The sequence below is a fragment of the Pseudomonas sp. Z3-6 genome, from assembly GCF_051131985.1.
GTDB classification, from domain to species: domain Bacteria; phylum Pseudomonadota; class Gammaproteobacteria; order Pseudomonadales; family Pseudomonadaceae; genus Aquipseudomonas; species Aquipseudomonas zanjanensis.
Window position 1 is genome coordinate 6,671,441 of the sequence record NZ_CP071644.1, and the last position, 26,733, is coordinate 6,698,173.

22 protein-coding genes are annotated in these 26,733 nt (G+C 61.8%); 17 read left to right on the forward strand and 5 right to left on the reverse strand.

Annotated elements, in window-relative coordinates:
• Positions 1-7: 7 nt before the first annotated feature.
• Both J3P88_RS28870 and ompR read right to left on the reverse strand, forming a co-directional pair.
• A complete protein-coding gene (locus tag J3P88_RS28870) occupies positions 8-1,321 on the reverse strand; it encodes an ATP-binding protein (protein WP_186707303.1) in 1,314 nt (437 codons plus the stop codon).
• A 114-nt stretch (positions 1,322-1,435) separates the two neighbouring features.
• Positions 1,436-2,176, reverse strand: a complete 741-nt coding sequence (gene ompR, locus J3P88_RS28875) for an osmolarity response regulator transcription factor OmpR (RefSeq protein ID WP_003196691.1) — start codon at positions 2,174-2,176, stop codon at positions 1,436-1,438.
• Between the two features lie 358 nt (positions 2,177-2,534).
• Between ompR and J3P88_RS28880 the strand changes: the two genes are divergently transcribed.
• The 7 genes from J3P88_RS28880 (at position 2,535) to tauD (ending at position 10,866) form a co-directional block, all read left to right on the forward strand.
• On the forward strand, positions 2,535-4,859 hold the full coding sequence (locus J3P88_RS28880; protein ID WP_186707304.1) for a Tex family protein: 2,325 nt from the start codon (positions 2,535-2,537) through the stop codon (positions 4,857-4,859).
• The gene (locus J3P88_RS28885; RefSeq protein WP_122565189.1) at positions 4,859-5,242 is read left to right on the forward strand and encodes a PaaI family thioesterase; all 384 of its coding nucleotides are present in this window, start codon (positions 4,859-4,861) and stop codon (positions 5,240-5,242) included. Before J3P88_RS28880 ends, J3P88_RS28885 begins: the two co-directional genes overlap by 1 nt.
• Positions 5,243-5,512: 270 nt before the next feature.
• Positions 5,513-7,096 (forward strand): glutamate--cysteine ligase, encoded by a 1,584-nt coding sequence (gshA, locus tag J3P88_RS28890; protein WP_434573052.1) that lies wholly within the window; start codon positions 5,513-5,515, stop codon positions 7,094-7,096.
• A 248-nt stretch (positions 7,097-7,344) separates the two neighbouring features.
• Positions 7,345-8,322 carry a taurine ABC transporter substrate-binding protein gene (gene tauA / locus J3P88_RS28895; RefSeq protein ID WP_434573054.1) on the forward strand — a complete coding sequence of 326 codons (978 nt, stop codon included), beginning with the start codon at positions 7,345-7,347 and terminating at the stop codon, positions 8,320-8,322.
• A gap of 20 nt (positions 8,323-8,342) precedes the next feature.
• Positions 8,343-9,137 carry a taurine ABC transporter ATP-binding subunit gene (gene tauB, locus J3P88_RS28900; RefSeq protein ID WP_434573056.1) on the forward strand — a complete coding sequence of 265 codons (795 nt, stop codon included), beginning with the start codon at positions 8,343-8,345 and terminating at the stop codon, positions 9,135-9,137.
• Entirely contained in the window at positions 9,134-9,973 is an 840-nt protein-coding gene (tauC, locus tag J3P88_RS28905; RefSeq protein WP_434573057.1) for a taurine ABC transporter permease TauC, read from the forward strand. Before tauB ends, tauC begins: the two co-directional genes overlap by 4 nt.
• A gap of 50 nt (positions 9,974-10,023) precedes the next feature.
• Positions 10,024-10,866, forward strand: coding sequence for a taurine dioxygenase (tauD, locus tag J3P88_RS28910; protein ID WP_434573059.1), 843 nt, complete (start codon positions 10,024-10,026; stop codon positions 10,864-10,866).
• A 198-nt stretch (positions 10,867-11,064) separates the two neighbouring features.
• Here the strand turns inward: tauD and mgrA are convergent, their stop codons facing one another.
• Both mgrA and J3P88_RS28920 read right to left on the reverse strand, forming a co-directional pair.
• Positions 11,065-12,102 (reverse strand): L-glyceraldehyde 3-phosphate reductase, encoded by a 1,038-nt coding sequence (mgrA, locus tag J3P88_RS28915; protein WP_434573061.1) that lies wholly within the window; start codon positions 12,100-12,102, stop codon positions 11,065-11,067.
• Between the two features lie 329 nt (positions 12,103-12,431).
• Complete coding sequence (locus J3P88_RS28920; protein WP_186707311.1) at positions 12,432-13,322, reverse strand: LysR family transcriptional regulator; 891 nt, start codon at positions 13,320-13,322, stop codon at positions 12,432-12,434.
• Between the two features lie 129 nt (positions 13,323-13,451).
• On the opposite strand from J3P88_RS28920, the gene J3P88_RS28925 reads away from it, so the two are divergent.
• The gene (locus J3P88_RS28925) at positions 13,452-14,192 is read left to right on the forward strand and encodes an SDR family oxidoreductase (RefSeq protein ID WP_434573064.1); all 741 of its coding nucleotides are present in this window, start codon (positions 13,452-13,454) and stop codon (positions 14,190-14,192) included.
• A gap of 165 nt (positions 14,193-14,357) precedes the next feature.
• Here J3P88_RS28925 and betT read toward each other — a convergent pair whose 3' ends face one another.
• The gene (betT, locus tag J3P88_RS28930) at positions 14,358-16,319 is read right to left on the reverse strand and encodes a choline transporter BetT (protein ID WP_186707338.1); all 1,962 of its coding nucleotides are present in this window, start codon (positions 16,317-16,319) and stop codon (positions 14,358-14,360) included.
• A gap of 482 nt (positions 16,320-16,801) precedes the next feature.
• Here betT and J3P88_RS28935 point away from each other — a divergent pair, with 482 nt between their 5' ends.
• The 9 genes from J3P88_RS28935 to J3P88_RS28975 all read left to right on the forward strand — a co-directional run bounded on the left by J3P88_RS28935 (position 16,802) and on the right by J3P88_RS28975 (position 26,732).
• Positions 16,802-17,794: a D-cysteine desulfhydrase gene (locus J3P88_RS28935; RefSeq protein WP_434573066.1), complete on the forward strand. Its 993-nt coding sequence runs from the start codon at positions 16,802-16,804 to the stop codon at positions 17,792-17,794.
• A 310-nt stretch (positions 17,795-18,104) separates the two neighbouring features.
• The gene (gene tcyJ, locus J3P88_RS28940; RefSeq protein ID WP_186707313.1) at positions 18,105-18,905 is read left to right on the forward strand and encodes a cystine ABC transporter substrate-binding protein; all 801 of its coding nucleotides are present in this window, start codon (positions 18,105-18,107) and stop codon (positions 18,903-18,905) included.
• Positions 18,905-19,570, forward strand: coding sequence for a cystine ABC transporter permease (gene tcyL, locus J3P88_RS28945; protein WP_186707314.1), 666 nt, complete (start codon positions 18,905-18,907; stop codon positions 19,568-19,570). The genes tcyJ and tcyL overlap by 1 nt, the downstream gene beginning before the upstream one ends.
• 3 nt (positions 19,571-19,573) lie before the next feature.
• Positions 19,574-20,335 carry an L-cystine ABC transporter ATP-binding protein TcyN gene (tcyN, locus tag J3P88_RS28950; RefSeq protein WP_434573069.1) on the forward strand — a complete coding sequence of 254 codons (762 nt, stop codon included), beginning with the start codon at positions 19,574-19,576 and terminating at the stop codon, positions 20,333-20,335.
• Positions 20,336-20,755: 420 nt separating this feature from the next.
• Positions 20,756-21,526 carry a hypothetical protein gene (locus tag J3P88_RS28955; RefSeq protein ID WP_434573071.1) on the forward strand — a complete coding sequence of 257 codons (771 nt, stop codon included), beginning with the start codon at positions 20,756-20,758 and terminating at the stop codon, positions 21,524-21,526.
• 418 nt (positions 21,527-21,944) lie between these two features.
• Entirely contained in the window at positions 21,945-23,186 is a 1,242-nt protein-coding gene (locus J3P88_RS28960; RefSeq protein WP_434573073.1) for an SfnB family sulfur acquisition oxidoreductase, read from the forward strand.
• Positions 23,187-23,209: 23 nt separating this feature from the next.
• Positions 23,210-24,403, forward strand: coding sequence for an SfnB family sulfur acquisition oxidoreductase (locus J3P88_RS28965; protein WP_434573075.1), 1,194 nt, complete (start codon positions 23,210-23,212; stop codon positions 24,401-24,403).
• Entirely contained in the window at positions 24,403-25,761 is a 1,359-nt protein-coding gene (locus J3P88_RS28970; RefSeq protein WP_434573077.1) for an LLM class flavin-dependent oxidoreductase, read from the forward strand. The genes J3P88_RS28965 and J3P88_RS28970 overlap by 1 nt, the downstream gene beginning before the upstream one ends.
• A 161-nt stretch (positions 25,762-25,922) precedes the next feature.
• Complete coding sequence (locus J3P88_RS28975) at positions 25,923-26,732, forward strand: MetQ/NlpA family ABC transporter substrate-binding protein (protein WP_434573078.1); 810 nt, start codon at positions 25,923-25,925, stop codon at positions 26,730-26,732.
• Position 26,733 lies beyond the last annotated feature (1 nt).

Sequence of the window (26,733 nt, forward strand, 5' to 3'; positions counted from 1 at the left end):
GAGATCGCTACACCGCATCCCGAGGCAGCATCAAGCCCAACGGCAACCGCACCCGAGCTTCCAATCCACCACCGGCGCGGTTGCGCAGCTCGACGTTGCCGCCGTGCATCGAGGCGATGCGCTTGACGATGGCCAGGCCCAGCCCCGTGCCCTTCCCCCCACGGGCGCGATCGCCCCGGGTGAAGGGGTTGAAGATGGCTTCCAGCTCCGAGGGATCGATGCCGGCGCCACGGTCCATGACGCTCAGCACCACGTAGGGCGCGCTGGTGTCGCCGGAGACATAGGCCGCGACTTCGACGCCAGCACCGGCATGGTTCAGGGCATTGCCGATCAGGTTGTTCAGCAAACGCTTCATCGACACCCGGCGTAATGGAAACGGCTGGATCGGTTCCAGGCGCAACTGCACTTTCTCGTCGTTCTGGTTATAGGGCGCGACCACTTCCCGCACCAACTCGCTGAGGTCCACCTCTTCCACGGACTCATCACGCCCGTCGCGAATGAACGCCAGGAACTGGTCGAGAATCGCGTCCATATCCTCGATATCGCGGACCATCTCGTCGGTCAGGTCGGTGTGCTCACCCATCAACTCCAGCGACAGCCGCAGCCGGGTCAGCGGCGTACGCAGGTCGTGGGAGACGCCCGCAAGCATCAATTCGCGCTCGCGCCCGGCCTGTTCCACATCCTCGGCCATCTGGTTGAAGGCACGGTAGACCTCAGTCATCTCGCTGGGCGTATCGCTGATCGGCAGCCGCACGCTGCGCCCCTGGCCCAGTTGCCGAGCGGCGTAGACCAGGCGCTTCAACGGTTGGTTGAGCTGGCTGACGAAGATCCACGCCGACGCGGTCGACAGCAGGCCGATAGCCAGGAACCAGCCGAGCACGTTCCAGATTTTCTGACCGCGCAGCGGATGCGGATACAGCGGCACCTTCAGCCAGCCATCTCCCAGGCTCGGGGCTCGCACCCAAAGCGCCGGCGGCGAATGCATGCGCAATCGCACCTCGGTGTCGGCGCCCAGTTCGGCCTGCATCTGGCGTTGATAAATCTCGCTGTACGGCCAGTGCTGCTCGCCCACCGGCACGCCGGCACCGACGACGCGGATCAGCGTCGCCGCCTCGGCGATTTTCGCCCGGTTGGTTTCGTCCGCCGCCCAATAAGCCCGCAGGGTCAGAGCAACGCCATGGCTGTACTGCCGATCCACGAGCACGTCTTCGTTCATCAGCAGGTACACCAACGTCAGTGCCTTGGAGAAGAGCACGACGATCAGCACCAGCCAGAGGGTGCGGGAGAAGAAACTCTGGGGGAACCACACGGGGGTTTTCATGAATAACCGCTACACACTTGCAGGAGCGAGCGATGCTCGCACAATGACAGACCGCGAGTCGCCTGGAAGAAGACATTTCAACCGGCCAGGCCACCCGCTCCTACAAATCGCCGATCACTTGCTGGCGGCGCCATCCGGCACGAACACATAACCGACGCCCCAGACGGTCTGGATGTACCGCGGCTTGGAAGGATCGGGCTCGATCATCCGGCGCAGGCGGGAAATCTGTACGTCGATGGAGCGCTCCAGCGCATCCCACTCACGGCCACGGGCCAGGTTCATCAGTTTGTCGCGGGTCAGCGGCTGGCGGGCGTTCATCACCAGGGCCTTGAGCACGGCGAACTCACCGGTGGTGAGCATGTGGACCTCATCGCCGCGCTTGAGCTCGCGGGTGGCCAGGGACAGTTCATAGTCGCCGAAGGTCACGCTTTCGTCTTCGCTGCCCGGCGCACCCGGCACCGGTGCCGACTGGCGACGCAGCACCGCCTTGACGCGGGCCATCAGCTCGTCGGGGTTGAACGGCTTGGCCAGGTAATCGTCGGCGCCCAGTTCAAGACCCTTGATACGGCTCAGCTCGTCGCCCTTGGCGGTGAGCATGATGATCGGGATCTGGTTGTTGGCGCCGCGCAGGCGGCGGCAGGCAGTCAGGCCGTCTTCGCCGGGTAGCATCAGGTCGAGTACGACCAGGTTGAACACTTCACGGGCCAGCAACCGGTCCATTTGCTCGGTGTTCGGGACGGTGCGGGCGCGGTAGCCCTTGCTGACGAAAAAACGCTCCAGCAGGCTGCTCAGCCCTGGATCGTCGTCAACAATCAGAATTTTTTCGCCTTCAGCAGTTTGTGCAGTGCTGCTCATAGGAAGCTCCTTTGATCTTGGCGCGCATTATGGCTTAGCTGCCGTTATACGCACCGTGTGCATTGTTAGCAGATTTTTCCTCTATCTCCAGCAAACCGCCCATCAAAACCACATTCCACAACGCCCCCCGAACAGCGGAACGCTGGTTATAATGCGCGGCCCTTTGTGCCAGGGCAGACCGGATCGCTGGATCGGCGCCGCGCTTTATTATCTTGGCCAGGCAGCACTTTTTGAATTTCGCGGGTCAACAGGCAGCCTTTTGACCCAGGCAGCGGCGCATGCCAGGCCGCTCAACCAGTCTCGCCGAGCCCTGTTTCTGCGGTGGCGAGCCTGATTTCACAATTTGTCAGGTGGTTTTATGGACAGCATCAACAGCCGCATCGCCGAGGAACTCGGTGTACGCCCACAGCAGGTCGAAGCGGCCGTCGCGCTACTCGATGAAGGCTCCACGGTGCCTTTCATCGCCCGTTACCGGAAAGAAGTAACCGGCAGCCTCGATGACACCCAATTGCGGCATCTGGAAGAGCGCCTGCGCTACCTGCGAGAACTCGACGAACGGCGCATCAGCATCCTGGCCAGCATCCAGGAGCAGGGCAAGCTGACCCCGCAACTCGAGCGCGACATCAAGTTGGCCGACACCAAGACCCGTCTCGAAGACTTGTACCTACCCTACAAGCAAAAGCGCCGCACCAAGGGCCAGATCGCCCTGGAAGCCGGCCTCGGCGAGCTGGCCGACGGCCTGTTCAACGACCCGACCCTGGCCCCGGAAACCGAAGCCGCGCGCTTCGTCGATGCCGAAAAAGGCGTGGCGGACGTGAAGGCGGCGCTGGAAGGCGCCAAGTACATCCTCATGGAGCGTTTCGCCGAAGACGCCAACCTGCTGGAAAAGCTGCGCAGCTACCTCAAGCAGGAAGCCACCCTCAGCGCCCGGGTCATCGCCGGCAAGGAAGAGGAAGGCGCGAAGTTCCGCGACTATTTCGAACACGACGAACCGCTCAAGAGCATGCCGTCCCACCGCGCCCTGGCGATTTTCCGTGGTCGCAACGAAGGCATTCTCAGTTCTGCACTGAAGGTCGGTGAAGAATTGCCCGGCACCATGCACCCGTGCGAAGGCATGATCGGCCAGCAGTTTGGCATCCAGAACCAGAACCGCGCCGCCGACAAATGGCTGGCCGAAGTGGTGCGCTGGACCTGGAAGGTCAAGCTCTACACCCATCTGGAAACCGACCTGCTGGGCGAGTTGCGTGACAACGCCGAGACCGAGGCGATCAACGTGTTCGCCCACAACCTGCACGACCTGTTGCTGGCCGCGCCGGCCGGCCCGCGCGCCACCCTGGGCCTTGACCCGGGCCTGCGCACCGGTTGCAAGGTAGCCGTAGTGGATTCCACCGGCAAACTGCTGGACCACGCCACGGTCTACCCGCACGTGCCGCACAATAAGTGGGACCAGACCCTCGCCGTGCTCGCCGCCCTGTGCGCCAAGCATTCGGTGGACCTGATCGCCATCGGCAACGGCACCGCCAGCCGTGAGACCGACAAGCTGGCCGCCGAGCTGATCAAGAAATACCCAGCCATGAAGATGACCAAGGTCATGGTCTCCGAGGCCGGCGCTTCGGTTTACTCGGCGTCGGAACTGGCTTCTAAGGAATTCCCGGACCTGGACGTGTCGATCCGTGGCGCGGTGTCCATCGCCCGTCGCCTGCAGGATCCACTGGCAGAGCTGGTGAAGATCGACCCTAAATCCATTGGTGTCGGCCAGTACCAGCACGACGTCTCCCAACTGAAACTGGCGCGCGGCCTGGACGCCGTGGTGGAAGATTGCGTGAACGCCGTGGGCGTGGACGTGAACACCGCTTCGGTGGCGCTGTTGGCGCGCATTTCCGGCCTGAACGCCACGCTGGCGCAGAACATCGTCACCCACCGTGACGAACACGGCGCGTTCAAGACCCGCGCCGCGCTGAAGAAGGTCCCACGCCTGGGCGAGAAAACCTTCGAACAGGCCGCCGGTTTCCTACGAGTCATGAATGGCGACAATCCGCTCGATTCGTCGGCGGTCCACCCTGAAGCCTACCCGCTGGTGCAACGTATCGCCGCCCAGACCGACCGCGACATCCGCTCGCTGATCGGTGACGCCGCGTTCCTCAAGCGCCTGGATCCGAAGAAATTTACCGACGAAACCTTCGGCCTGCCGACCGTGACCGACATCCTGCAAGAACTGGAGAAACCGGGCCGCGACCCACGTCCAGAGTTCAAGACCGCCGAGTTCCAGGACGGCGTCGAAGACCTCAAGGACCTGCAACCGGGCATGATCCTCGAAGGCGTGGTGACCAACGTCACCAACTTCGGTGCCTTCGTCGACATCGGCGTGCACCAGGACGGCCTGGTACACATCTCGGCCTTGTCCGAGAAGTTCATCAAGGACCCGCGCGAAGCGGTGAAGGCCGGTGATGTGGTGAAAGTGAAGGTCATGGAAGTCGACATCCCACGCAAACGCGTCGGCCTGTCGATGCGCATGAGCGACACGCCGGGCGAGAAAGTCGACGGTGCCCGTGGTGCGCGTCCTGGCTCGACGCCACGCCAGTCGCAAAACACCGCGCCGCGCAAGGAAACCGCCACCGCAGCCCCGGCGAACAGCGCCATGGCTTCGTTGTTCGCCAACGCCAAGCAGTTGAAGAAACGCTGATGGACGCACCGGCCGGGTTGGTGGAGAGCGCGTTCTTCAAGCTGCTCGGCTGCCGTCTGCAGAGCCTTGGGGATGGGGTGGCGCAAGTCGCCCTGAGCCTCGAGCCGCCGCTGCGCAACCGCGGCGGCAAGCTGCACGGCGGCGCGCTGTTCAGCCTGGTGGACATTGCCATGGGACTGGCCTGCTCCAGTGTCCATGGCTTTGACCAGCAGAGCGCGACCATCGAATGCAAGATCAACTACATTCGCGCCGTGTCCGACGGCGACGTGTTGTGCACCGCCCGGGTCATCCACCCCGGCCGGCGCACGCTGGTGGTCGAGGCCGAGGTGATGCAAGGCGACAAACTGGTCGCAAAAGCGCAAGGCACGTTCGCTGTCCTATAGCTCCCTGTCATCGATTTGAGTTAATTTCGACGCATGAATGCGGTGTCGAAATTTCTCCGTGGGAGCGGGCTTGCTCGCGAAGGCGGTGTGTCAGGCGACTACAATGTTGACTGACAGTCCCTATTCGCGAGCAAGCCCGCTCCCACAGGGGATCGAGGCGATCAGTCCTTGACCCAAAAAACCAGGCGAAAACGCCAGTTTTAACTTCACCCTTGTAGACCGTCTTGCCCACCCCCATATTGGGGCGACTGACGCGTGAAGGAATTCAACTTGAGCGACCTTTTAAACCGCCGCCTGGCCCTGCTCGGCGAGCGCGCCAACCTCTCCCTGCTCGAACAGTGCCTGCACGGCATCGAGCGTGAATGCCTGCGCGTCACTGGCGATGGGCGCCTGGCGCAGACCCCGCATCCCAAGGCCCTGGGCTCGGCGTTGACCAACGAGCAGATCACCACCGACTATTCCGAGTCGCTGCTGGAGTTCATCACGCCGGCCCTGGCCGACCCAGCCGATACCCTGCGCAGCCTCGACAAGATCCACCGGTTCGCCTACAGCAAGCTCGGCGACGAGTACTTGTGGAGCCCCTCGATGCCGTGCCCGTTGCCGGCGGAAGAAAACATTCCGATCGCGTATTACGGCACCTCGAATATCGGTCGGCTCAAGTACGTCTATCGCCAGGGCCTGGCCCTGCGCTACGGCAAGACCATGCAATGCATTGCCGGGATCCACTACAACTTTTCCCTGCCGGAAAAACTCTGGCCACTGCTCCGGCAGGACGAAGCCGCCGAGGTGAGCGACCGTGACTTCCAGTCGTCGGCCTACATCGCGCTGATCCGCAATTTCCGCCGCTACAGCTGGTTGCTGATGTACCTGTTCGGTGCCTCGCCGGCCCTGGACATCGGTTTCCTGCGAGGCCGTCCGCACCAGTTGGAGCAGTTGGATCCGGACACCTTGTACCTGCCCTACGCCACCAGCCTGCGCATGAGCGACCTGGGTTACCAAAGCAACGCCCAAGCCGGCCTCACGCCGTGCTACAACGACCTGGCGAGCTACACCGACAGCCTGCGCAAAGCGGTGGCGACGCCCTACGCACCGTACGTCGAAGTCGGCACGCACCAGAACGGCGAGTGGGTGCAGCTCAATACCAACATCCTGCAGATCGAAAACGAGTATTACTCCAACATCCGCCCCAAACGCGTGACCTACACCGGCGAGCGGCCGATCCAGGCCTTGATGGCCCGGGGTATCCAGTACGTCGAAGTGCGTTGCCTGGACATTAACCCGTTCCTGCCGATGGGCATCGATCTCACCGAGTCGCGCTTCCTCGATGCGTTCCTGCTGTATTGCGGCCTCAACGACAGCCCGCAGCTGGAAAACAACGAATGCGGCAACGCCACCAGCAACTTCCTGACCGTGGTCAAGGAAGGCCGCAAGCCTGGCCTGCAATTGCAGCGTCAGGGCCAAGCGGTGGATATGCAGACCTGGGCCGTCGAATTGCTGGAAAAAATCGCCCCGCTGGCCTCGTTGCTCGACCAGAGCCAGGGTGGCGATGCCCACCGCCAGGCCCTGGATGCGCAACTGGCGAAAGTCCGCGACCCGTCCTTGACCCCTTCCGCCCAGGTGCTGGCCGCCATGGCCGAACACCAGGAAAGCTTCGCCCAGTTCTCCCTGCGCCAGAGCAAGGCCCACGCCGAGTTCTTCCGCGCCGAGCCGTTGCCTGCCCAGGAGCAAGCGACGTTCGAGGAAACTGCCCGTAAGTCATTGGTCCAGCAGGCCGAGCTGGAACAGAACGAGGTGGGGGATTTCGATGTGTTCGTGGGCTCGTATCAGGCGAGCATCCTGGCGATCAGTAACTGAATCCCGGGGTACGAGAACGCTTTTTGTGGCGAGGGAGCTTGCTCCCGCTCGGCTGCGCAGCAGTCGTGAAAACGGGCCTGCTGCGCAGTCCAGCGGGAGCAAGCTCCCTCGCCACAAAGGTTCCGAGCCGCTCTCGATAGATTTTTTCGAAAATAAGCTCATTCGAAAAAGTTATTTATTTTCTAATTCTTAGATCATTTAGTCTCCTCCAACGCCGAACTCCCGGCGGTCTGTTGAGGAGCTTCCCCATGTCTTTGCGCTTCCCCCTTCGCCTTCTCGCAGCCGCCTCCCTGGCTGCAACGAGTCTTTTTGCCCAGGCGGCCGACCTGACCGTCGCTTACCAGACCACCGTCGACCCGGCCAAAGTCGCCCAGGCCGATGGCGCCTATGAAAAAGCCACCCAAGCCAAGATCGACTGGCGCAAGTTCGACAATGGCGCCGACGTCATCACTGCCATTGCCTCGGGCGATGTGCAGATCGGCTACCTCGGTTCCAGCCCGTTGACTGCGGCCATTACCCGCCAGGTCCCGGTGGAAACCTTCCTCATCGCTACGCAGATCGGCGCCGCCGAAGCCTTGGTGGTGCGTGACGGCTCTGGCATCAATTCACCAAAAGACCTGATCGGCAAGAAAATCGCCGTGCCGTTCGTCTCCACGGGCCACTACAGCCTGCTCGGCGCGTTGAAGCACTGGAACATCGACCCGTCGACAGTCACCGTGCTCAACCTGGCGCCACCGGCCATCATCGCTGCCTGGAAGCGTGGCGACATCGACGCCACTTATGTCTGGGACCCGGCCCTGGGCGTGGCCAAGGAAAACGGCAAGGTGCTGATCACCTCCGCGGAGCTGGCCAAGTTCGGCGCACCGACCTTCGACGCCTGGATCGTGCGCAAGGACTTCGCCCAGAAGCATCCCGAGATTGTCACCGCCTTCGCTAAAGTGACCCTGGATGCCTACGCCCAGTACCGCAAGGACCCGCAGGCCTGGCTGGCCGATGCGTCCAACGTCGACAAACTGGTGAAGCTCTCCGGCGCCAAGGCCAGCGATATCCCGCTGTTGCTGCAAGGCAACGTCTTCCCCCTGGCAGCCGATCAGGTCGTGAGCCTCGGCGCGCCGACTACCCAAGCCATCACCGACACCGCGGCGTTCCTGAAGGAGCAAGGCAAGGTCGACGCCGTGCTGCCGGACTACGCACCGTACGTCAGCGCCAAATACATCACTCGCTGATCGAAAAAGGGAGACACGCGATGGCCTTGCTACAGCTGGAGCGCATCAGCGCACAGTACCCCGGCGAGACGGAACCGGTGCTGGCGGATATATCCCTGACCCTGGGGCCGAAGCAATTGCTGGTTGCCCTCGGCCCGTCCGGCAGCGGCAAGACCTCGCTGTTGAACCTGATTGCCGGGTTCGTCGAGCCCAGCGCCGGACAGATCACCCTCGACGGCACACCCGTCAAGGGCCCGGGCGCCGAGCGCGGCGTGGTGTTCCAGGACGATGCGCTGCTGCCTTGGCAGGACGTGTTGGCAAACGTTGGGTTCGGCCTGGAACTGGCCGGGGTCGCCAAGCAAACGCGCGAAACCCAGGCTCGGGAAATGCTGGCACTGGTGGACCTGGCCGGCTTCGAGCAACGCCGCGTCTGGCAGCTCTCCGGCGGCCAGAAACAACGTGTTGGCCTGGCCCGGGCATTGGCGGCCGACCCTCGCGTGCTGTTGATGGACGAACCGTTCGGTGCCCTGGATGCCTTCACCCGCGAGCAGATGCAGGAACTGTTGCTGCAGGTCTGGCAGCGCACCGCCAAGCCGGTGTTCCTGATCACCCACGACATTGAAGAAGCGGTGTTCCTTGCCACTGACTTGATTCTGCTGGCACCGAACCCGGGGCAAATCGTCGAGCGCCTGAGCCTGGATTTCGGCCAGCGCTACGGGGCCGGAGAATCGGCGCGCTCGATCAAGTCCGACCCGCGCTTCATCGAAACCCGCGAGCATGTGCTCGCCAAAGTGTTCTCCCAACGCAGCGCCACTCGGCCACAGGAGCGCGCATGAGCAGCTATGAAATTCCAGCGGTGGTCCGTGACGCGGCGACCAAGCCCACGGCCCGTGGCTTGAGACTCCACCTGAGCACGCGCTGGATCAGCGGCTTGACCCTGATCACCTTGCTGGTGATCTGGTGGGCCGTCACCGCCAGCGGCCTGATCGAACCGCTGTTCCTGCCCTCACCGTCGGCCGTGCTGGAAAAAGGCTGGCTGCTGGCGACTCGCGGCTACATGGATTCCACCCTCTGGCAGCACTTGGCCGCCAGCCTTGAACGCATTGGCCTGGGACTGTTGTTCGCGGTGCTGACGGCGGTGCCGGTGGGCATCGCCATCGGCGCCAACCGCATCGCGCGCGGCGTGCTCGATCCGTTGATCGAGTTCTACCGGCCGATTCCACCGTTGGCGTACCTGCCGTTGATCGTGATCTGGTGCGGCATCGGCGAGCTGTCGAAGGTGCTGCTGATCTACCTGGCGATCTTCGCCCCGATTGCCATTGCCACCGCCACCGGCGTGCGCACGGTCGATCGGGTCAAACTGCGCGCGGCGCAATCGTTGGGTGCCACGCGGGCTCAGTTGATTCGCCATGTGATCGTGCCTAGTGCCCTGCCGGACATTCTCACCGGCATTCGCATTGGCCTGGGTGTGGGTTGGTCGACGCTGGTGGCCGCCGAACTGATTGCCGCCACCAGTGGCCTGGGGTTCATGGTGCAGTCGGCGGCGCAGTTCCTCGTTACTGACGTGGTGGTGCTGGGCATCCTGGTGATCGCACTGATCGCCTTCGCCATGGAAATGGGCCTGCGCGCCCTGCAACGCAAACTGGTGCCGTGGCACGGCCAGACCCATTGATATCCAATGACCACGCCGACCATTCGGCGCCCCAGACCGAGAACATTGCGATGAACCGTCCGACCATTACGCCTTTGAGCACCGCCCTCGGCGCGCAGATCGATGGGATCGACATCAGCCAGCCGCTGAGCCTGGCGGATCGCGACACCGTTAAGCAGGCGCTGCTTGAGCATCAGGTATTGTTTTTCCGCGACCAGCCGATCGAGCCGCCCCAGCAGGCACGCTTCGCCGCGTATTTTGGCGACCTGCACATTCATCCGATCTACCCCAACGTGCCGGAGCAGCCCGAAGTATTGGTGCTCGACACCGCCGTCACCGATGTGCGCGACAACGCCGTGTGGCACACCGACGTGACCTTTCTCCCGACGCCCGCCCTGGGCGCGGTGCTCAGCGCCAAGCTGCTACCGGCGGTGGGTGGCGATACGTTGTGGGCCAGCGGCATCGCCGCCTACGAAGCCTTGTCGACGCCCATGAAACGTTTGCTGGAAGGCCTGACGGCCACCCACGATTTCACCCGGTCGTTTCCGTTGGAGCGGTTTGGCAATAGCGCCGAGGACCTGGCGCGCTGGGAAGAAGCACGGCGAAAAAACCCGCCGCTGTCCCATCCGGTGATCCGCACTCACCCGGTGAGCGGGCGACGGTCGATGTTCGTCAATGAAGGCTTCACCACGCGCATCAACGAGCTGTCGGACACCGAGAGCGAGGTGATCCTGAAACTGCTCTTCGCCCATGCCACCCGCCCGGAGTTCACCCTGCGCTGGCGCTGGCAGGTCAACGACGTGGCGTTCTGGGACAACCGCGTCACCCAGCATTTTGCCGTGGACGACTACCGCCCTGCCCGGAGGGTGATGCACCGTGCGACGGTGTTGGGGGATGTGCCGTTTTTCAGGTGAGTGTCTTGCCCGAATGGTTTTCCGGGGTAACGCATATCCCCGTGGCGAGGGAGCTTGCTCCCGCTCGACTGCGCAGCGGTCGCAAAATCTGTCCCACTGCTTTTCCTGATACGCAGTGTTGAATGGGTTTGGGGCCGCTTCGCGGCCCAGCGGGAGCAAGCTCCCTCGCCACAGGGATTTGTGTGCACCCTCCTTGCGTTACTCAGCCGACGAAGGCTTCTCCCAAAGATTGATCCCGCCTTCCTGGGCAAACCGGTCGATCTCGGCCAGTTCGTCGGCGCTGAAACTCAAATTCTGCAACGCCGCGACGTTCTCGATGATCTGCTCCGGCCGGCTGGCGCCGATCAGGGCGGAGGTGATCCGTGGGTCGCGCAAAGTCCAGGCCAGAGCCATCTGGGCCAGGCTCTGGCCGCGTCGCTGGGCGATCTCATTGAGCGCCCGCACGTGGGCAAGGTTCTCCTGCGACAAGTGCGAAGCCTGCAACGAACCGCCCCCCGGACGATTCACTCGGGCATCGGCCGGAACGCCCTTGAGGTACTTGTCGGTCAGCAGGCCTTGGGCCAAGGGGGTGAAGGCGATCACACCCGTACCCAATTCCTCGGTGGCACCCAGCAGGTCTTTTTCCACCCAGCGGTTGAGCAGGTTGTAGGCCGGTTGGTGAATCAGCAAGGGGACTTTCCATTCCTTGAGCAGCGCCGCCATTTCCCGGGTCTTCACTCCGGAATACGAGGAAATGCCGATGTACAGCGCCTTGCCCTGCTGCACCGCAGTGGCCAGCGCACTGGCGGTTTCTTCCAGGGGCGTATCGGGGTCGAAACGGTGGGAATAAAAGATATCCACATAGTCCAGCCCCAGGCGCTGCAGGCTCTGGTCGAGGCTGGCCAGCACGTATTTGCGCGAGCCCCCGCCCTGGCCGTAAGGCCCCGGCCACATGTCCCAACCGGCCTTGCTGGAGATGATCAACTCATCGCGGTACTGCTTGAAGTCTTCGCGCAGCAAGCGGCCAAAATTGATCTCGGCGCTGCCGTAGGGCGGGCCGTAATTGTTCGCCAGGTCGAAATGGTTGATGCCCAGGTCGAACGCCGTGCGCAGCAAGGCGCGCTGGGTGTCGATGGGCGTGCTGTCGCCAAAGTTATGCCACAACCCCAGCGACAACGCCGGCAGCACCAGCCCGCTGCGCCCGACGCGGCGGTAAGGAATGGACTCGTAGCGGTTTTGCGCAGCGGTGTAGGTCATCGAAAAGGCTCTCTGTTCGGACGGCTGGAGGCAGAAGCTAACATTTCACAGACGCCTCGGTCAGGCGGAAAGTTCGCGAATCAGGTGTGGGAGCGAGCTTGCTCGCGAACGCATCTGCCCAGACAACCCAGAACCCGTGGCGAGGGAGCTTGCTCCCGCTGGCCTGCGCAGCAGGGCCCCGGCATGCTGACAGGCAGAACGCGTTGTTTGATTTTACGACTGCTGCGCAACCGAGCGGGAGCAAGCTCCCTCGCCACAGGGGCTTGGCAATGGCCGGAATTTGGTACCCATCCACAGGGTTTTGCAGTGCGAGGAAATCGGGGACCACGTTAACGCGCCTGCGCAAACACCTCCGCCACCCAATCCACAAACACGCGAACCCGCGGCGACATGAGTCGGTTGTGCGGATAGAGCACCGACACCGGCATGGACGGTGGTGGGGTGTGGGTGAGGACCTCCTGCATCAGGCCCTGCCGGATCGGCTCTTCCATTCGGTAATGCGGGCATTGGATCAGGCCCAGGCCGGCGATGGCCGAGGCGGCGTAGATTTCCGCGCCGGACACCGACAACGTCCCCCCGATCGGCACCTCCTTGAGTTCGCCATCGACCATGAACTCAAACGGATAGAGCTTGGCGGTGGTCCGCGAGACGTAATTCACTGCCCGGTGATGCTTCAAGTCATCGAGGCTTTTCGGTTCGCCGTACTGGCGAAGGTAACCGGGACTGGCACAGGTGATCTGCCGAAGATTGGCGACACGCCGACCAATCAATGAAGAGTCCGCCAACGTACCGGAGCGCAGCACGCAATCGACGCCTTCGGCTATCAGGTCAACGAAACGATCTGCTTCGCTGATGAACAGTTCTATTTCGGGGTAGCGGGCCATGAATTGCGGCAATGCCGGAATGACGAAATACCTGGCCTGGGTGCCGTGCAGGTCCACCCTCAGTTTGCCTTTTGGCGCCACGCCACGAAACGCCAGTTCGGCTTCTTCCAGCTCCGCCAGCAATTGCACGCAGCGCGGGTAATAGGCTTCGCCGTCGAGGGTCGGGCGCACCTTGCGGGTGCTGCGCTCCAGCAAACGCACGCCCAGCCAGGCTTCGAATTGGTTGAGTGTGTGGGTCAGCGTGGCCCGGGGCATGTTCAGGTCTTCAGCGGCCAGGGTGAAACTGCTGCGCTCGTAGATGCGGACAAACACCCTCATTGCCTTGACCTGATCCATCTGAATCCTGCGCTCTGATTGTTGGGGAATGTTGAACAGTCAAGGCAACTTTCCGGCATTTATCGCCAAGAGTAAACATGTGAATCTGGCTTCAACGACTCAAGCCTCAACAACAAAGGGAACCCTCACATGACTGTTCAAAACTCGAAAGTTGCCATCGTGACCGGCGCCTCCCGCGGCATCGGCGCCGAAATCGCCAAGCACCTGGCCAGCGAAGGCTTCGCCGTTGTCGTCAATTACGCCAACAGCGCCAGCGAAGCGTCCAAGCTGGTGGTGCAATTGCGCCAGGCCGGCCACCAAGCCATAGCGGTCAAGGCAGACGTGTCATCTGCCGCCGATATCCGTCGGCTGTTCGATGAAACCGAAGCGCAGTTGGGCAAGGTCGATGTGTTGATCAACAACGCCGGCATCCTACAAGTGATGCCCCTGGCGCAGCACAGCGACGAGTTGTTCGACCAGACGTTCGCCATCAACACCCGTGGCACCTTCAACACCCTGCGCGAAGCCGCGACCCGCCTGAACGACGGCGGCCGGATAGTGAATTTTTCCAGCAGCACCGTAGGCCTGAACCTGCCCGGCTACTCGGTGTACATCGCCAGCAAGGCGGCGGTGGAATCCTTGACCCAGGTATTTGCCAAGGAACTGCGCGGTCGCCAGATCACGGTCAATGCCGTAGCTCCCGGCCCGGTCGCCACTGAGTTGTTCATGCACGGCAAGAGTGAGGAGCAGGTGCAACACTACGCCAAGATGCCGCCCCTGGAGCGCCTCGGCCAGCCGCAGGACATTGCCAGCATCATCGCGTTCCTGGTGAGCCCGGCCGCGGGCTGGGTGAATGGGCAGATCTTGCGGGCCAATGGCGGGCTGGTCTGAGGTTTAGTTCTGTGGCGAGGGAGCTTGCTCCCGCTGGGTCGCGAAGCGGCCCTGTTCTGGGACTGCTACGCAGCCCAGCGGGAGAAAGCTCCCTCGCCACGGTTTGTATGTTTGCCTGTGGCATCTACTTAACTGACAGGCATTAGGCACTGCGGTCCCTTTGGGTCACCGCACCAAATGCAGGAACTGCAGGTGCCGCTCGTACTGGTCGAGGATGTCGTTGATGACTTGCTCCTTGGTGTAGCCCACTAGGTCGTAATCCTGGCTGCCTTCGCTCAAGTGCACCTCGGCGCGGTAGTAACGACGGTTGTTCAATTGCTTGGACCCCATGCCGCCACGGGCGAAGGACGGCGTGAAGTAGCCGCGCATCTGCACCTGGTAGATGAACGGATGCTGCTCGCCATGGCCAATCTCCAGGCTGACGCTGTCGTTGGCCGGGTCGGGCTGGGTCACCACCGTCAGGCCCTTCTCGGCAAACACCGCGGTCACTTCTTCAATGGCCGGGCGCACCGTGGTGTCGAGAAAACGGTACACCTCATCACGGGACGGGAAATGCACCGCCTGGCTCAAGCGTTGGCGCCAGCCGCCCGTGCCCCGACGTGAACCCGAGACCGGTGCCAGGGAATGCAATTGTGCGATCTGCTTCTGGGATTCCAGGTAGAACGCCTTGTGCAGGCCCCACATCATCAGCAAGAGAATCAGCGAGAACGGCAGGGACGTCAGCACCACCGCCGACTTCAAGGCATCGATGCTGCCGGAGAACAACAACGCACTGGTCACCAGGGCGGTCATCGCGCCCCAGAACACTCGCAACCATTTCGGCCCGTCCTCGTCGGGGTTGCCACCCTTGGCCGACAGCGTCGACAGCACCACGGTGCCTGAGTCGGCGGACGTGACGAAAAACACGAAGCTGATGAACACCGTGACCGCGATGACGGTCTTGCTCCAGGGGTAGGTCTCCAGCAGCAGGTAAAGGCTCATCGATGGGTTTTCCAGGGCAGACATGCCCAGGGCGCTCATGCCGTGGTTCAACACCTGGTCGATGGCGCTGTTGCCGAAGATCGACATCCACGCCAGGGTGAACCCCAGGGGAATCAGCAGCACGCCAAAGACAAATTCACGGATGGTGCGACCGCGGGAAATCCGGGCGATGAACAGCCCCACGAACGGCGACCACGCGATCCACCAGGCCCAGTAGAACACCGTCCAGCCACCCAGCCAGTCGCTGGGTTCGTTGTAGGCGTACAGGTCGAAACTCTTCATCGGCAGGGCGCCGAGGTAATCGCCGATGTTCTGGATCAAGGTGTTGAGCAAATGCTGGGTCGGGCCGGCGAACAACACGAACAGCAACAACGCGCAGGCCAGCAGCATGTTGATGTCGGACATGACCCGCACGCCCTTGTCGACGCCGGCCACGGCGACGATGATCGCCGCCCCCATCATCAGCACGATCAGGCCGACCTGAATCCATTGGGTGTGGGCGATGCCGAACAGATAATCGAGCCCGGAATTGAGGTGCAGCACACCAAAGCCCATGTCCGCGCCGAGGCCGAACACCGTCGCGATAATGCCGAAGCCGTCCACGGCGTAACCGATGGGACCGTTGATGCGCTTGCCGATCAGCGGGTAAAGCGCCGAGCGCAGGGCCAGGGGCAAATTGTGCCGGTAGGCGAAGTACGCCAGGGCCATGCCGACGAACGCAAAAACGCCCCAGCCATGCAGGCCCCAGTGCAAGAACAAGATCTGCATGGCCTGGCGCGCTGCCTGCGCGGTACCGGCTTCACCCTGGGGTGGCTGCACCATGTGAGTCAGCGGCTCGGACACGCAGAAGAAAAACAGCGTGATGCTGATGCCGGCGGCGAACAACATGCCGGCCCAGGACAGATAACTGAATTCGGGCTCGTCGTGGTCGGCACCGAGCTTGATCTTGCCGTAGCCGGACAAGGCGGTGACCACCACGAAGACCAGATACAGCGTCATCGCCAGCATGTAGTACCAGCCGACCGTATTGGCCGCCCAGTTCTGCGCGGCCAGCAACCAGGCGCCGGCCTGCGCAGGCATGGCGATCACCACCAGGCCGAACAGCAAAATGAAAGTCGCAGCGAAGTAAAAGACCGGCGGGTTCATGCGGACCAGGCCGCTGGGTGGAAGGGACGAAGCGCTCATGAACGAAGCACCTCGGGAAGCGAAAGGGCGGCAGTGATATACGGACTCGGCAAAGGCAAGCCTCCTGTTGTGAGCGGGCAGCAAACCGACGGTTTAACTTGAATGAACGTTCAAGTTAAACATGAATAGGCAGCTAAGGACTAATCGCAGGGCTAAACGGCATGTTTCCTACACTAGCTTACGGGTGGGTATGACGGTGCCAGTAGAGCATTCGTTCATTAGCGGCAATCCCAAAGTGGGAGCGGGCTTGCTCGCGAAGGCGTCGGCATATCCAACATCATCGGTACAGACAGATCGCTTTCGCGAGCAAACCCGCTCCCACAGGTCAAGTACAGGACAAGCGGGCGGTGTCGCCAGATTCAAGCTCGGACAAAAACATGCCGGTTGCCCCTGAATATCCGCATGCCTATAGTCCAGGCATCGCTTACAACCAGTACGGACCCATGATCAAACAACAGCTGTCTCGCTTTAACCGTCTCGACCTGCTCGGCCATCCGACACCGCTGGAAAAACTCGACCGCCTCTCCACCTGGCTCGGCCGCGACCTCTATATCAAGCGCGACGACCTGACGCCCCTGGCCTTGGGCGGCAACAAACTGCGCAAGCTCGAATACCTGGCCGCCGATGCCATCGCCCAGGGCGCCGATACCCTCATCACCGCCGGGGCGATCCAATCCAACCACGTACGCCAGACCGCCGCCCTCGCCGCGAAGCTCGGCCTGGGTTGCGTGGCCTTGCTGGAAAACCCCATCGGCACCGAAGACAGCAATTACCTGGGCAATGGCAACCGGCTGCTGCTGGAGCTGTTCGACGCCAAGGTCGAATTGGTGGCAAACCTGGACAACGCCGATGAGCAATTGCAGGCCCTCGCCGGTCGCCTGCGCAGCAATGGGAAAAAGCCCTATCTGGTGCCGATTGGTGGTTCGAACGCCTTGGGTGCGCTGGGTTATGTACGCGCCGGCCTGGAACTGGCCGAGCAGATCAAGGACACCGGGATCGAGTTCGCCGCCGTGGTATTGGCCTCGGGCAGTGCCGGGACCCACAGTGGCCTGGCGTTGGCCTTGAGCGAAAGCCTGCCGGCGCTTCCGGTCATTGGCGTCACGGTTTCGCGCAGCGAGGAGGACCAGTTTCCAAAGGTCCAGGGCCTGGCCGAGCGCACGGCCGCGTTGCTCGAAATCGCCCTGCCAGAAGCGTTCAAAGTGAACCTGTGGGACGAGTATTTTGCCCCCCGCTATGGCGAACCGAACGCCGGGACACTGGCGGCGATCAAGCTGCTGGCCAGCCAGGAAGGGTTGTTGCTCGATCCGGTCTACACCGGCAAGGCCATGGCCGGCCTGCTTGACGGCGTGGGTCGCAACCGCTTCGACGAAGGCCCGATCATCTTCCTGCACACCGGCGGCGCACCGGCGCTGTTTGCCTACAGCGCGGCGTTCTGAGGTGTTGGGGAAACCTCCATGTGGGAGCGAGCCTGCTCGCGATAGCGGTGGATCAGCCAAGATTAATTTAGCTGACAGACCATCGCGAGCAGGCTCGCTCCCACAGGAGACTTCCATTACATATTGGAATATGTAGATGATTTAATATTATTTTCCAATCTATAAAAGCCACCCTATAGTCTCGCCGCAGGCGCATTTGCCGCGAGACGCCCAGGCTGCTTTAAGGCAGGATGTGGCAATCTTTTTGGATCGCGGCTACGCCTTATCTCAGCCAAAATAACCTCTTCATAAGAAAACACAGGGGCTTGTCATGAATTTTTCCGCATTACGTCGCAACCTGCTGGTGGGTTCGCTGGGCCTGGCATTGAGCGCCGGCCTGTTGGGGCAAGCGGTTGCCGGTGAGCAACTGCAGAAAATCAAGGATGCCGGTGAAATCAAGATCGGCTTGGAAGGCACTTATCCACCGTTCAGCTTCGTGGATGAAAGCGGCAAACTGACCGGCTTCGAAGTGGAGTTTTCCGAAGCCCTGGCCAAGGAGCTGGGTGTGAAGGTCAAGCTGCAGACCACCCCATGGGCGGGCATTCTCGCGGCCCTGGAATCCAAGCGTCTGGACGCCGTGGTCAACCAAGTCACCATCTCCGAGGAACGTAAGAAAAAGTACGACTTCTCCGAGCCGTACACCGTTTCCGGGATTCAAGCGCTGGTCCTGACCAAGAAAGCAGCCGATCTGAACATCAAATCGGCAGCTGACCTGGGCGGTAAAAAAGTCGGCGTTGGCTTGGGCACCAATTACGAACAGTGGGTCAAAGCCAACGTACCCACCGCCGATGTGCGCACCTACGAAGATGACCCGACCAAGTTCCAGGATCTACGCGTAGGCCGCATTGACGCCATCCTGATCGATCGCCTGGCCGCGCTGGAATACGCCAAGAAAGCCAAGGACACGACGGCCGCCGGCGAAGCCTTCTCGCGCCAGGAATCCGGTATTGCCCTGCGCAAAGGCGAGCCTGAACTGCTGGCCGCCGTGAACAAAGCCATCGAAAAACTTCGCGCCGACGGTACGCTGAAAAAACTCTCGGAAAAATATTTCGACGCTGACGTCACCCAATAATGGAAGCAGCACTTCAACTCGCACTGGACTCCGCGCCCTTCTTGCTCAAGGGCGCGTACTACACGGTCATCCTCAGCCTCGGCGGCATGTTCTTCGGCTTGCTGCTGGGGTTCGGCCTGGCGCTGATGCGCCTGTCGCGTCTCAAGGTGATCAACTGGATCGCCCGCATGTACGTGTCGTTCTTTCGCGGCACGCCATTGCTGGTGCAGTTATTCCTGATCTACTACGGACTGCCGCAACTGGGCCTCGAACTTGACCCACTGCCGGCGGCGCTTATCGGTTTCTCGCTGAACATGGCTGCCTATGCGTGTGAAATCCTGCGGGCCGCCATCAGTTCCATCGAGCGCGGCCAGTGGGAAGCCGCGGCGAGTATCGGCATGACCCGCGCGCAGACCCTGCGCCGGGCCATCCTGCCGCAAGCCGCACGCACGGCCCTGCCACCGCTGGGCAACAGCTTCATTTCCCTGGTCAAGGACACCGCGCTGGCGGCGACCATCCAGGTACCGGAGCTGTTTCGCCAGGCGCAGTTGATCACCGCGCGAACCTTCGAAATCTTCACCATGTACCTTGCCGCCGCGCTGATCTACTGGGTTCTTGCCACCGTGCTCTCGCACCTGCAGAACGTATTGGAAGCCCGGGTCAATCGGCACGACCAGGAGTCCTGACCCATGATTTTCGTGGAAAAACTGACAAAACAGTTCAAGGGTCAGGTGGTGCTCAACGGCATCGACCTGAAGATCGAAGAAGGCGAAGTGGTTGCGATCATCGGCCCCAGCGGCTCGGGCAAGACCACGTTCCTGCGCTGCCTGAACTTCCTCGAAGAGCCTACCAGCGGCCGGATCAAGGTCGGCGACATCGAAATCGATGGCAGCCGACCGCTGAACCAGCAACAGGGGCTGGTGCGCCGCTTGCGCCAGCAGGTGGGCTTCGTGTTCCAGAACTTCAACCTGTTCCCCCATCGCACCGCGTTGGAAAATGTCACCGAAGGCCCGCAGGTGGTGAAAAAAGTCCCCCGTGCCGAAGCCGAAGCCCTGGGGCGCAAGCTGTTGGCCAAGGTCGGGCTGGCCGGCAAGGAGGATGCCTACCCTCGGCGCCTTTCCGGCGGCCAGCAACAGCGCGTGGCGATTGCCCGGGCGTTGGCGATGGAACCGGCGGTGATCCTGTTCGACGAGCCAACCTCGGCCCTCGATCCGGAATTGGTAGGCGAGGTCCTGGCAACCATTCGCGGCCTGGCCGAAGAAAAACGCACCATGGTCATCGTGACCCACGAAATGGGCTTTGCCCGGGACGTGGCCAACCGTGTGGTGTTTTTCGACAAAGGCGTGATCGTCGAACAAGGCGAAGCCAAGGCCTTGTTTGCAGCGCCCAAGGAAGAACGCACGCGACAGTTCCTCAGCAAGTTCCTCTCTGCCGGACACGGCGATCAGTAAGTAAGTGTGCATCACTTCCAGGGATGGAAGTCATGCCACTACATAACTAACACATCATCGCTACTCACTTCACACAAACGACACAACTTGCAACTTCTGCCTCACCAACCTCCTCAACTATTTATAGCGTTTCAAATACCGGGAAGCCTGGGAAAACGACCTGTGGCGCCGAGTATTCTTGACAGACAAGCGTAGGACGTTTCTGAAGCCCTTCATAATGAGTTATTAAGCAACCCACTCTATTGACACTGAAACTATAGAGCCCTTATCTAGTGCCCGACAGGCGACGTACATGACTTTAGTTGCGCAATGATTTAGCGCAGACAGCCCATATAACTGCCTAAATAAAATAGGCCGTATTATCCGTCGCCTTTGATCTTTCTGAAACGGACTTAGTTTTCAAGCATCAAGGAGAACACCATGACATGTAAGTCGAAGAGTCCCGAACTGGCCGCCCCGACCCTGGCCAATGCCCACCCTGCGGGCATCAACATCGCCAGCGCCGCTCACCTGGAAGTTGTCATCGCACCTTACCCCGGCATGGACGCGGGTGACCTGATCGAATTGTTCTGGGACAACTGCTACGTCGGCTCGCGCGTGCTCTCACAGGCCGACGTGCTGGACGGCATCACGATGCGCATCCCGGAGAGTTTCATCGTCAACGGGACCTCGCGCATCCATTATCGGGTGATGCAGGTTGGTCGCGGGCCGGCGCTGTCAACCAAGCAACGGGTCCAGGTCAAGCTCGACTGTCCCGGCGGCCAGCCCTCGGCCTTGAGCGGCGATGAAAACCAGGGCCTGGCGCCGGTGCGCATTCCCGCCGCCATTCGACGCCAAGGGGTGAACCCGAATCAGATCAAACGTGGCGTACCGCTGACCATCGAACCCTACCTGAACATGGCCGCCGGCGACGCCGTGACCCTGCGCTGGGGCGACGTGCGCATGGACCTGCCGGCGGTCACCGCCAGCGAAGTCGGCCAGCCAATCAATATCTGGGTCCCGCCGCAAATCATTCTGGAAGCGGGAGAAGACCTGCGCCTGGAAGTGACCTATTGCGTCCTCGACCGCGTGGGCAACAACTCCCACTGGGCACCGCCACGGACGTTGAAGATTGGTTGTGCCAATCCGTATCTGAACACCTCACCGAAACAGGCGTTCATGGCCGCCGAAACGCGCCGCCGAGAGCCCTGATGCAACCCTTCCTGCGGCCTACAGGCTTTTGTGGCGAGGGAGCTTGCTCCCGCTTGGGCTGTGGGAGCAAAGCTTGCTCGCGAAACAGGCGCCTCGATTCTGCAAGACCGCATCGCGTCCATCGCGGGCAAGCCTTGCTCCCACATAGCGGGAGCAAGCTCCCTCGCCACAAAAGCTGCCTGGCCCTCGCTGAGCGTATGGCCTTCAAATTAAAACCAACCTATCCATATTCCTAAAAGTTAGTTCAAAAAAAATTTATACGCGCTTAGGGTATATGGACCGGACCACCGGACATTCTTGATTTTTACTCGTCGCAATCATCGCGGCGTTTCTTGAGATGTGAGGTGGGTATGGAACGGAACACATTCACCCCAGCGCAGTATGCCAAGGCACTGCCCGCAGCCACGGAGTGGCTGTAATGTCGGATCTGGCGCAAGCAAAGGTCCAGAGCGACCTGGACATCGCCCCCCTGCTGTTGCCCGCACAAGTGCTGCGCAACGATGCCGAGGCGATCAAAGCCGCCCACGAACTGGCACAGGTCGCTCGTCAACAAGCGGCGCGTCGTGACCAGCAACGCAAGCTGCCTTGGGCTGAAATCGAGCAATTCACCCGCAGCGGCCTGGGCAGCATCGCCATTCCCCGGGCATACGGCGGCCCGCAGGTTTCGTTCGTCACCCTGGCCGATGTGTTCGCGATCATTTCCGCTGCCGACCCGGCCCTCGGGCAGATCCCGCAAAACCAGTTTGGCGTGCTCCAACTGATTCTCGGCACCGGCACCGAGCGGCAGAAGAAAATCCTGCTGCAAAGCGTGCTCGATGGCTGGCGCATCGGTAATGCCGGGCCCGAACGTGGCACTCGCAATACCCTTGAACTCAAGGCCCGGATCAGCGCCGACGGTGACGGCTTCGTCATTAATGGCCAGAAGTTCTATTCCACTGGGGCGCTGTTTGCCCACTGGGTCGCGGTCAAGGCGCTGAATGACGAAGGTCGGCAGGTGCTGGCGTTCGTGCGGCGCGGCACCCCGGGCCTGCGGATCGTCGACGATTGGTCGGGCTTCGGCCAGCGCACCACGGCCAGTGGCACCGTGCTGCTGAACAATGTACGGGTGGATGCCGAGTTGGTCCTGGATAACTGGCGCATCAACGATACGCCCGGTGTGCAAGGGGCGATTTCCCAACTGATTCAGGCCGCCATCGATGCCGGCATCGCCCGTGGCGCCATCGACGATGCCATCGCCTTCGTGCGCGAACGCGCCCGGCCTTGGATCGACGCCAAAGTCGACCGCGCCAGTGACGACCTCTACGTGATCGCCGACATCGGCATGCTGAAAATCGAACTGCACGCCGCCGAAGCGTTGCTGCGCAAGGCTGGACAGGTACTGGACCAGGTCAGCGCCGTCCCCATCACGGCGCAATCGTCCGCCCGCGCCTCGATTGCCGTGGCCGAAGCCAAGGCGCTCACCACCGAGATCGCCCTGCAAGCCAGCGAAAAATTGTTCGAACTGGCCGGCAGCCGCGCCACCCTCGCTGAATTCAACCTTGATCGCCACTGGCGCAACGCCCGGGTCCACACCCTGCACGACCCGGTGCGCTGGAAATATCACGCGATAGGCGCCTACCACCTGAACGGCACCTTGCCGGCCCGACATTCCTGGATCTGACGACCCGACCTCTGGAGCAGCACATGCCGTTTTCCCAACACGTCGCGGTGATCACCAGCGATGAACAAGCCCTGATCGTGGCCAGTGACCTGGCCGATGACTTCAAGCGCGACAGCGCCCTGCGCGACCGTGAGCGCCGCTTGCCGTATCCGGAACTGGAAGCTTTCTCCCGCTCCGGCCTGTGGGGCATCAGTGTGCCCAAGGCCTACGGCGGCGCCGGTGTGTCCAACGTCACCCTGGCCAAAGTGATCGCCCTGATTTCCCAGGCCGACGGCTCTCTTGGGCAGATCCCCCAGAATCATTTCTACGCCCTGGAAGTGCTGCGGGTAAACGGCAACGAAGCGCAGAAGCAACGTTTGTACGCCGAAGTCCTGGCCGGCCAACGCTTTGGCAATGCCTTGGCCGAGCTTGGCACCAAGACCGCCCACGACCGCGTCACTCAACTGCGCCGCGACGGCGAGGGTTATCGCATCAACGGGCGCAAGTTCTACGCCACCGGTGCGATCTACGCCCAGCGCATCCCCACGTCGGTGGTGGATGAAAACGGCGTGCAGCAACTGGCGTTCGTTCCCCGCAACAGCCAAGGCCTGACGGTGATCGACGACTGGAGCGGTTTCGGCCAGCGCACCACCGGCAGCGGTTCGGTGGTGTTCGAAGAGGTATCCGTCGCTGCCGACGACATCGTGCCCTTCCAGAGCGCCTTCGAACGGCCCACACCGGTGGGGCCGCTGGCGCAGATTCTTCACGCCGCCATCGACACCGGCATTGCCCGCGCCGCCTATGAAGACGCCTTGCATTTTGTCCGTAGCAAAACCCGTCCCTGGATCGACGCCACCAGCGATGTCGCCACCGAAGACCCGCACACCCTCAAGAGTTTCGGCCAACTGAGCATCCGCCTGCACGCCGCCGAAGCCCTGTTGGAACGCGCTGGTGAATTCCTCGACCGGGCCCAGGCCGACACCCAGGCCGACACGGTCGCCGCCGCCTCGATTGCCGTGGCCGAAGCCCGCGCCATCAGTACCGAGATTTCCCTGGCCGCCGGCAGCACGCTGTTCGAATTGGCCGGCAGCCAGGCGACCCTGGCCGAGCATGGTCTCGACCGCCACTGGCGCAACGCCCGGGTGCATACCCTGCACGACCCGGTGCGCTGGAAATACCACGCGGTGGGCAACTTCTACCTCAACGATGAAAAACCGCCGCTGCGGGGGACGATCTGATGGCGGCCGGCAAGAAAAAAATTCTCCTCAATGCGTTCAACATGAACTGCATCGGGCACATCAACCATGGCCTGTGGACCCATCCCGAGGATACGTCGACCCAATTCAACACGATCGAGTACTGGACCGCCCTGGCGCAATTGCTCGAACGCGGATTGTTCGACGGGCTGTTCATCGCCGACATCGTCGGCGTCTACGACGTGTACCAACAGTCGGTGGACGTCACGCTCAAGGAGTCGATCCAACTGCCGGTCAATGACCCGTTGCTGCTGGTGTCCGCGATGGCCGCCGTGACGAAAAACCTGGGCTTCGGCCTCACCGCCAACCTGACCTACGAACCGCCCTACTTGTTTGCCCGACGCATGAGCACCCTCGATCACCTGAGTCGCGGTCGGGTCGGCTGGAACATCGTCACCGGCTACCTGGACAGCGCCGCCAAAGCCATGGGCCTGACGGCGCAGGTCGAGCATGACCGTCGCTACGACCAGGCTGACGAGTACCTGCAAGTGCTCTACAAATTGTGGGAAGGCAGTTGGGAAGACGACGCGGTCATCAACGACCGCGAGCAGCGGATCTATGCCCGGCCAGAGAAAGTGCACAAGGTCCGGCACCAAGGCGAGTTCTACCAGGTCGAGGGCTATCATCTTTGCGAGCCCTCGCCCCAACGCACGCCGGTGCTGTTCCAGGCTGGCAGCTCCGAGCGCGGTTTGTCGTTCGCCGGGCAGCATGCCGAGTGCGTGTTCATCAGTGGCCAGAACAAACCGGCGACCAAGGTCCAGGTGGACAAGGTTCGCGCCAGCGCCATCGAGGCCGGGCGCAACCCCGAAGACATCAAGGTGTTCATGGGCCTGAACGTGATCGTCGGCGAGACCGAAGCCGTCGCCTGGGCCAAGCATGCCGAGTACCTGGGGTACGCCAGCGCCGAGGCCGGGGTGGCGCACTTTTCCGCGTCGACGGGGATCGATTTTTCCCAGTACGAACTGGACGAGCCGATCCAGTACGTCAAGAGCAACGCGATCCAGTCGGCCACCAAGACCTTGCAGAACAACGATTGGACCCGGCGCAAATTGTTCGAACAGCACGCCCTGGGCGGTCGCTACATCACGGTGGTTGGCTCACCCGAACAGGTGGCCGATGAGCTGGAATCGTGGATCGCCGAAACCGGCCTCGACGGTTTCAACCTGACCCGCATCGTCATGCCGCAAAGCTACGTGGATTTCATCGACCTGGTGATCCCCGAGTTGCAGCGACGCGGCTCGTACAAGACCGAATACGACAGCGGCACCCTGCGCGAGAAGCTGTTTCACGCCGGGCCCCGGTTGCCCGAACAACACACTGGCTCGACCTACCGACACTGATCCTGTGGCTACCGACACTGATCCTGTGGCGAGGGAGCTTGCTCCCGCTGGTGGGCGAAGCCCGCCCAAAAAGGCTTAGGGGCCACTTCGTAGCCCAGCGGGAGCAAGCTCCCTCGCCACAAAGGCCTGAGACTCACCCATTAATGACTGGAATAACCGACATGACCAAACACTTCCTCACCCTGCCAGTCAAAACCCTGGCCCTGGCCCTCGGCCTGTTCAGCTCGGCGCTGTTTGCCGCCGACGCACCGTTGAAGATCGGCACCACCGCCGCCTTCGCCATTCCCCTGGAAGCGGCGGTCGAAGAAGCCGACAAGCAGGGCCTGAAAGTCGAGCTGGTGGAGTTCAGCGACTGGATTGCGCCCAACGTCAGCCTGGCCTCCGGTGATATCGACGTGAATTACTTCCAGCACATCCCGTTCCTGGAAAATGCCAAGGCCGCCGCCGGATTCGACCTGGTGCCCTTCGCCCCGGGGATCATCAACAACGTCGGCCTCTATTCGAAAAAATACAAAAGCTTCGACGAACTGCCCAAAGGCGCCAGCGTCGCCATCGCCAACGACCCGATCAACAGCGGTCGCGGCCTGCAATTGCTGGCCAAGGCCAGGCTGATCAGCCTCAAGCCGGGCGTCGGCTACAAGGCCACCGAAGACGACATCGTCGCCAACCCGAAGCAACTCAAGATCCTGCAAGTCGAAGCCGTGCAACTGGTACGCGCCTATGAGGACGCCGACCTGGTGCAGGGATATCCGGCCTACATCCGCCTGGCCAAGACTTTCGATGCCAGTTCCGCCTTGCTGTTCGACGGCCTCGATCACAAGGAATACGTGATTCAGTTCGTGATCCAACCCAAGAGCAAGGACGACCCGCGGCTGATCAAGTTCGTCGACATCTACCAACACTCGCCCGCCGTGCGCGCCGCCCTGGACAAGGCCCATGGCAAGCTCTACCAAGCCGGCTGGGAAGGCTGAC

Excerpts from the sequence above, each read along its gene's own strand:
- J3P88_RS28920 (WP_186707311.1), bottom strand. The coding sequence starts at position 13,322 with ATGGATCAGGTCAAGGCAATGAGGGTGTTTGTCCGCATCTACGAGCGC.
- J3P88_RS28925 (WP_434573064.1), top strand. The coding sequence starts at position 13,452 with ATGACTGTTCAAAACTCGAAAGTTGCCATCGTGACCGGCGCCTCCCGC.
- tcyN (WP_434573069.1), top strand. The coding sequence starts at position 19,574 with ATGATTTTCGTGGAAAAACTGACAAAACAGTTCAAGGGTCAGGTGGTG.
- J3P88_RS28960 (WP_434573073.1), top strand. The coding sequence starts at position 21,945 with ATGTCGGATCTGGCGCAAGCAAAGGTCCAGAGCGACCTGGACATCGCC.
- J3P88_RS28870 (WP_186707303.1), bottom strand. The coding sequence starts at position 1,321 with ATGAAAACCCCCGTGTGGTTCCCCCAGAGTTTCTTCTCCCGCACCCTC.
- betT (WP_186707338.1), bottom strand. The coding sequence starts at position 16,319 with ATGAACCCGCCGGTCTTTTACTTCGCTGCGACTTTCATTTTGCTGTTC.
- tauA (WP_434573054.1), top strand. The coding sequence starts at position 7,345 with ATGTCTTTGCGCTTCCCCCTTCGCCTTCTCGCAGCCGCCTCCCTGGCT.
- tauC (WP_434573057.1), top strand. The coding sequence starts at position 9,134 with ATGAGCAGCTATGAAATTCCAGCGGTGGTCCGTGACGCGGCGACCAAG.
- mgrA (WP_434573061.1), bottom strand. The coding sequence starts at position 12,102 with ATGACCTACACCGCTGCGCAAAACCGCTACGAGTCCATTCCTTACCGC.
- J3P88_RS28965 (WP_434573075.1), top strand. The coding sequence starts at position 23,210 with ATGCCGTTTTCCCAACACGTCGCGGTGATCACCAGCGATGAACAAGCC.
- J3P88_RS28955 (WP_434573071.1), top strand. The coding sequence starts at position 20,756 with ATGACATGTAAGTCGAAGAGTCCCGAACTGGCCGCCCCGACCCTGGCC.
- J3P88_RS28885 (WP_122565189.1), top strand. The coding sequence starts at position 4,859 with ATGGACGCACCGGCCGGGTTGGTGGAGAGCGCGTTCTTCAAGCTGCTC.
- J3P88_RS28970 (WP_434573077.1), top strand. The coding sequence starts at position 24,403 with ATGGCGGCCGGCAAGAAAAAAATTCTCCTCAATGCGTTCAACATGAAC.
- J3P88_RS28935 (WP_434573066.1), top strand. The coding sequence starts at position 16,802 with ATGATCAAACAACAGCTGTCTCGCTTTAACCGTCTCGACCTGCTCGGC.
- J3P88_RS28880 (WP_186707304.1), top strand. The coding sequence starts at position 2,535 with ATGGACAGCATCAACAGCCGCATCGCCGAGGAACTCGGTGTACGCCCA.
- tauB (WP_434573056.1), top strand. The coding sequence starts at position 8,343 with ATGGCCTTGCTACAGCTGGAGCGCATCAGCGCACAGTACCCCGGCGAG.
- tauD (WP_434573059.1), top strand. The coding sequence starts at position 10,024 with ATGAACCGTCCGACCATTACGCCTTTGAGCACCGCCCTCGGCGCGCAG.
- J3P88_RS28975 (WP_434573078.1), top strand. The coding sequence starts at position 25,923 with ATGACCAAACACTTCCTCACCCTGCCAGTCAAAACCCTGGCCCTGGCC.
- tcyJ (WP_186707313.1), top strand. The coding sequence starts at position 18,105 with ATGAATTTTTCCGCATTACGTCGCAACCTGCTGGTGGGTTCGCTGGGC.
- tcyL (WP_186707314.1), top strand. The coding sequence starts at position 18,905 with ATGGAAGCAGCACTTCAACTCGCACTGGACTCCGCGCCCTTCTTGCTC.
- ompR (WP_003196691.1), bottom strand. The coding sequence starts at position 2,176 with ATGAGCAGCACTGCACAAACTGCTGAAGGCGAAAAAATTCTGATTGTT.